Consider the following 5,405-nt stretch of genomic DNA (forward strand, 5'->3'; position numbering starts at 1 on the left):
ACACGGTGCGTGCGGGGCTCGACAATCAGCGGCGCAAGATCAGAAAGATGCTGGTGACCCGCAACGCCGCCGAGCGGCTTGCGATCGCCGACCTTGCCGGCCTGCCCTTCAAGGCTGAGCTGGTCGAGCCGAAGGACATCGACAGGATCACCGGATCGGATGCCGTCCACCAGGGCGTGCTGATCGAGGCCGAGCCGCTGAAGCCCAAGCGCCTGGATGCGCTCGGCGACACGACGCTGGTGCTGGTGCTCGACCAGGTCACCGACCCGCACAATGTCGGCGCGATCCTGCGCTCGGCGGTTGCCTTCGGCGCCGGCGCGCTGATCACCACGGCGCGCCACAGCCCGCAGGAATCGGGCGTGCTGGCGAAATCGGCGTCCGGCGCGCTGGAGCATATCGACCAGATCGAGGTGAAGAACCTGGCCGACGCGCTCGGCCAGTTGCACGAGGCCGGCTTCCAGACGATCGGGCTCGATTCAGACGGGCCGGCCGAGCTCGAAAAGACATTCGACGGCGACAAGATCGCGCTGGTGCTTGGGGCCGAAGGCAAGGGCCTGCGCCAGAAGACGCGAGAGACGGTGACCGCGCTCGCCCGCCTCGACATGCCCGGCGCCATCCGCTCGCTCAACGTGTCGAACGCTGCGGCGGTGAGCCTCTATGCGGCGAGGAAATTCCTAGCGAATAGCGAATAGCGAATAGCGAATAGCGAATATTCGGGACACGATGCCTTCGGGCCTGCAACCTCTATTCGCTTCTCCCTATTCGCTATTCGCTGCTAGGCCACTTCGTGGCCAGCCATCCGCTCCAGCGCCCTGACTAGCGCCGAGTGATCCTCCTTGGCCCCGCCATTGGCGGCGCAGGAGTTGAACAGCTGCTGCGTCGTCGAGGTGTTGGGCAACGCAACGCCGAGCGCCTTGGCGCCTTCGAGCGCCAAATTGAGGTCCTTCTGGTGCAATTCGATACGGAAGCCCGGCGCGAAGGTCCGCTTGATCATGCGCTCGCCATGCACTTCCAGGATGCGCGAGGCGGCGAGCCCGCCCATCAGCGCCTGCCTGACCTTCGCCGGATCGGCGCCCGCCTTTGAGGCGAAAACAAGAGCTTCGCCGACGGCTTCGATGGTGAGCGCCACCACGATCTGGTTTGCCACCTTGGTGGTCTGGCCGACACCGTTCGGCCCGACCAGCGTGATGTTCTTGCCCATCTTCTCGAACACGGGCTTGGCGCGCTCGAACGCCTTTTCCTCGCCGCCGACCATGATGGTGAGCGAGGCCGCCTTGGCGCCGACCTCGCCGCCCGACACCGGCGCGTCGAGATAGTCGCAGCCGAGATCGTTGATCTTCTTGGCGAATTCCTTGGTCTCGATCGGCGAGATCGAGCTCATGTCGATGACGAGCTTGCCCTTCGACAGACCTGAAGCGAGGCCGTTCTCGCCGAACAGCACTTCGGCGACCTGCGGCGTATCCGGAACCATGGTGATGATGATGTCGGCGGCCTTGGCCACCGCGTCATTGCCGCGGACCGTTTTCAGCCCCTTGGCGACGAGATCGGCCGGCGGCTTGGAGCGATGGTCGCTGGCGACGACCGGATAGCCTGCGTCGAGCAGATGCCCCGCCATCGGCGCGCCCATGATGCCCAGCCCGATGAAGCCGATGGTTTCCATTGTCTTGCTCCCTAGACGTCTTTCTTCAAATGTATCGACGGGTTGGCGCCGCCCCTCATCCGCCTGCCGGCACCTTCTCCCCGTGTAGTGACGGGGAGAAGGGAGCGCTCCAGCGCCGGCGCCCCCCTCTCCCCGTTCTTCACGGGGAGAGGGTAAGGGTGAGGGGCAAGCGCCGACGCTTCACAATTCCTGGCACCTAAGCCGCCGCACTCCCCTGCCCGGCGAATTCCCGGAACCAGCCGAGCCCTGCCTCCGTTCCGGCCTTCGGCTTGTATTCGGCGCCGATCCAGCCGGAATAGCCGAGACGGTCGATGTGCTCGTAGAGGAAGGGATAGTTGATCTCGCCCGTCCCCGGCTCGTGACGGCCGGGATTGTCCGCAAGCTGGATATGCGCGATGCGGCCGAGGTTCGCCTCGATGGTACGGGCGAGATCCCCCTCCATGATCTGCATGTGGTAGATGTCGTATTGCAGGAACACGTTCTTCGAGCCGATGCGGTCGATCAGCGCCAGCGCCTGGTGCGTGTGGTTCAGGAAGAAGCCCGGAATGTCGCGGGTATTGATCGGCTCGATCAGCAGCCTGATGCCGGCCTGCTCCAGCTTCTCGGCCGCGAAGGCGAGGTTCTCGGCAAAGACGTTCTCCAGCACGGTGCGATCGGCGCCCTGCGGCGCGATGCCGGCAAGGCAGTTGATCTGCTCGCAGCCCAGCGCGTGGGCGTAAGCGATCGCCTTGGCGACACCCTGGCGGAATTCCGGCACGCGGTCAGGCAGCGCGGCGATGCCGCGCTCGCCCTTCGCCCAGTCGCCGACCGGCAGGTTGAAGAGGACTTGGCTGAGGGCGTTCTTCTTCAGGCGCGCGGCGACGACATCGGGCGCATGGTCGTAGGGGCCGATATATTCGATGCCCTTGAAGCCGGCGCGGGCTGCCGCATCGAAGCGATCGAGGAATTCATGCTCGCCGAAGAGCATCGACAGATTGGCTGAAAAACGCGGCATTCTTTTTCTCCTTCTTTCCGCTATGCCCTAGTCCAGCATCACAATGGCCGTGGGGGCATCCTCGTGGGTCTCGGCAAGCTCCTCGAATTCGGTGATCTTGTCGATTTCCGTGCCCATGGAAATGTTGGTGACGCGCTCGAGGATGAATTCGAGAACGACCGGAACCTGATGCTCCTTCATCAGCCGCTCAGCCTCCTTGAACGCGCCGGCGAACTCTTCCGGCTTGCGCACGCGGACAGCCTTGCAGCCCATCGCCTCGGCGACGGCGACATGGTCGACACCGTAGCCGGACTCGGGATCGTCGGCGCGGTTGACGTTCTCGAAGGCGAGGCTCACCTCGTAATCCATCGAGAAGCCGCGCTGCGCCTGGCGGATCAGGCCGAGATAGGCGTTGTTCACGACGACATGGATGTAAGGCAGCTTGTGCTGCGCGCCGACCGCCAGTTCCTCGATCATGAATTGGAAGTCGTAGTCGCCGGAAAGCGCCACGATATTCCGATCCGGATCGGCGGCGCGCACGCCGAGTGCGGCCGGCAGCGTCCAGCCGAGCGGGCCGGCCTGGCCGCAATTGATCCAGTTGCGAGGCTTATAGACATGCAGGAACTGCGCGCCGGCGATCTGCGACAGGCCGATCGTGGTGACGTAGGTGGTGTCGCGGGCAAAGGCCTTGTTCATCTCCTCATAGACGCGCTGCGGCTTCAGCGGCACCTGCTCGAAATGCGTCTTGCGCTTCATCGTCTTCTTGCGCTGCTGGCATTCCTTGGCCCAGCCCGACCAGTCGCGCAGCTTGCCGGCCGTGCGCCATTCGGTGGCGACATCGAGCAAGATCTTCAACGCCGCGCCCGCGTCCGAGACAATGCCGAGATCCGGCGCGAAGACGCGGCCGATCTGGGTGGGCTCGATGTCGACATGGACGAATTTCTTGCCCTTGGTGTAGACGTCGACCGAGCCGGTGTGGCGGTTGGCCCAGCGGTTGCCGATGCCAAAGACGAAGTCGGCTTCCAGCATCGTCGCGTTGCCGTAGCGGTGCGACGTCTGCAGGCCGCACATGCCGGCCATCAGCCGATGGTCGTCGGGGATCGAACCCCAACCCATCAGCGTCGGGATGACCGGCACGCCGGTGACTTCGGCGAACTCGATCAGCAAATCGGAAGCATCGGCGTTGATGATACCGCCTCCGGCGACGATCAGCGGCTTTTCCGCCTGGTTGAGCATCGCCAGCGCCTTCTCGGCCTGGGCGCGCGTCATCGCCGGCTTGAACGGAGCGAGCGGCTCGTAGGCGTCGATGTCGAATTCGATCTCTGCGAGCTGCACGTCGACCGGCAGGTCGATCAGCACCGAGCCCGGCCGCGAGGAGCGCATCAGGTGGAACGCCTTCTGCAGCGCCATCGGCACCAGATAGGGTTCCATGACCGTGACCGCCCATTTGGCGACGGGCGCTGCGATCGCGGCGATGTCGACGGCCTGGAAATCCTCCTTGTTGAGGCGCGCGCGGGGAGCTTGGCCAGTTATGCACAAGATTGGAATGGAATCCGCCGAGGCCGAATAGAGCCCGGTGATCATGTCGGTGCCGGCCGGCCCCGAGGTGCCGATGCAGAGCCCGATATTGCCGGCCTTGGCCCGCGTAAAACCTTCGGCCATGTGCGAGGCACCCTCGACATGGCGCGCGAGCACATGGCGGATGGTGCCGCGCGCCTTCAGCGCCGAATAAAGCGGGTTGATCGCCGCGCCCGGCACGCCGAAGGCATTGGTGATGCCTTCCTTTTCAAGAACGAGAACCGCGGCGTCGACAGCGCGCATCCTGGCCATTTCAAGCCTCCGAGAATTTGTTTACTGGCCTGAGAATGCCAGCGCGCTCTCTATTTTTCAATTTTTTCAGAATATTTTTTCATTTCTAGAAAACCTCTCTTACCATCTGATTTCGCTACGCTTTCTGTTTTCCAGAAAATCACTTTCGGAAATTCGTGAAATACTTTTTCATTGCGCTCAGCCGGAAATCGGCGAGAATGGGCACATGGAAACAAGCGAAAAGCGCCAGCGCGGCCGGCCGCGCGCTTTCAATGGTCCGTCCGAGGCGACGTCCGTGCAGTCGCTCGACCGGGCGCTGCGCATACTGGCGATCGTCGCCGACGCCAGCGGGCTGTCCTTGAGCGAGATCGCGGAGCGCAGCGGGATTGCCGCCTCCACCGCCTACCGCATGCTGACGACGCTGGAGAACCACGGCATGGTCGAATTCGACACGACCGACCAGCTTTGGTCGATCGGCGTCGAGACCTATCGCATGGGCGCTGCCTTCCTGCGCCGCAGGAAACTGGTCGACCGCGCCCGCGTCGTCATGCAGGAATTGATGGAGAAAACCGGCGAGACGGCCAATCTCGGCGTTGCCGAGGACGATTGCGTCGTCTTCGTCAGCCAGGTCGAGACGCATCAGGCGATCCGCGCCTTCTTCCGGCCGGGCACGCGCAGTTCCTTCCATGCTTCGGGCATCGGCAAGGCGGTGCTGGCGCATCTCGAGCCCGAGCGGGTCGCCGCAATCCTGCGCAAGGCAGGCCTGCAGCGCTACACCGACAAGACGCTCTCCGACATCTCGGCGCTGGCCCACGATCTGGCGACCATCAAGCATCGCGGCTGGTCGGTCGACGACGAGGAACGCCATCCCGGCATGCGCTGTGTGGCCGCCGCCATTTTCAACGAGTTCGGCGAGCCGATCGGCGGCGTTTCGGTGTCCGGCCCAACCGTTAGGGTGACGCC

Annotated in this window: 5 protein-coding genes; 2 read left to right on the forward strand and 3 right to left on the reverse strand. The window is 63.9% G+C overall.

Translation table 11 applies throughout. The features are described from left to right. Positions 1 to 692: RNA methyltransferase (locus EOA38_RS26905; RefSeq protein ID WP_145966077.1), on the forward strand; the 692-nt coding region annotated here is incomplete at its 5' end. Positions 693 to 775: 83 nt separating this feature from the next. Here EOA38_RS26905 and EOA38_RS26910 read toward each other — a convergent pair. From EOA38_RS26910 to gcl, 3 genes are all read right to left on the reverse strand, one after another. Next, the gene (locus tag EOA38_RS26910) at positions 776 to 1,660 is read right to left on the reverse strand and encodes a 2-hydroxy-3-oxopropionate reductase (RefSeq protein WP_127300659.1); all 885 of its coding nucleotides are present in this window, start codon (positions 1,658 to 1,660) and stop codon (positions 776 to 778) included. A gap of 196 nt (positions 1,661 to 1,856) precedes the next feature. Further along, positions 1,857 to 2,654: a 2-oxo-tetronate isomerase gene (otnI, locus tag EOA38_RS26915; RefSeq protein ID WP_127300660.1), complete on the reverse strand. Its 798-nt coding sequence runs from the start codon at positions 2,652 to 2,654 to the stop codon at positions 1,857 to 1,859. Between the two features lie 27 nt (positions 2,655 to 2,681). Beyond that, complete coding sequence (gcl, locus tag EOA38_RS26920; protein WP_127300661.1) at positions 2,682 to 4,463, reverse strand: glyoxylate carboligase; 1,782 nt, start codon at positions 4,461 to 4,463, stop codon at positions 2,682 to 2,684. Positions 4,464 to 4,668: 205 nt separating this feature from the next. Here gcl and bhcR point away from each other — a divergent pair. After that, positions 4,669 to 5,405: HTH-type transcriptional regulator BhcR (gene bhcR / locus EOA38_RS26925; protein ID WP_145966078.1), on the forward strand; the 737-nt coding region annotated here is incomplete at its 3' end.

Source organism: Mesorhizobium sp. M1E.F.Ca.ET.041.01.1.1 (assembly GCF_003997355.1).
Lineage (GTDB): Bacteria > Pseudomonadota > Alphaproteobacteria > Rhizobiales > Rhizobiaceae > Mesorhizobium.

Excerpts from the sequence above, each read along its gene's own strand:
- EOA38_RS26910 (WP_127300659.1), bottom strand. The coding sequence starts at position 1,660 with ATGGAAACCATCGGCTTCATCGGGCTGGGCATCATGGGCGCGCCGATG.
- otnI (WP_127300660.1), bottom strand. The coding sequence starts at position 2,654 with ATGCCGCGTTTTTCAGCCAATCTGTCGATGCTCTTCGGCGAGCATGAA.
- gcl (WP_127300661.1), bottom strand. The coding sequence starts at position 4,463 with ATGGCCAGGATGCGCGCTGTCGACGCCGCGGTTCTCGTTCTTGAAAAG.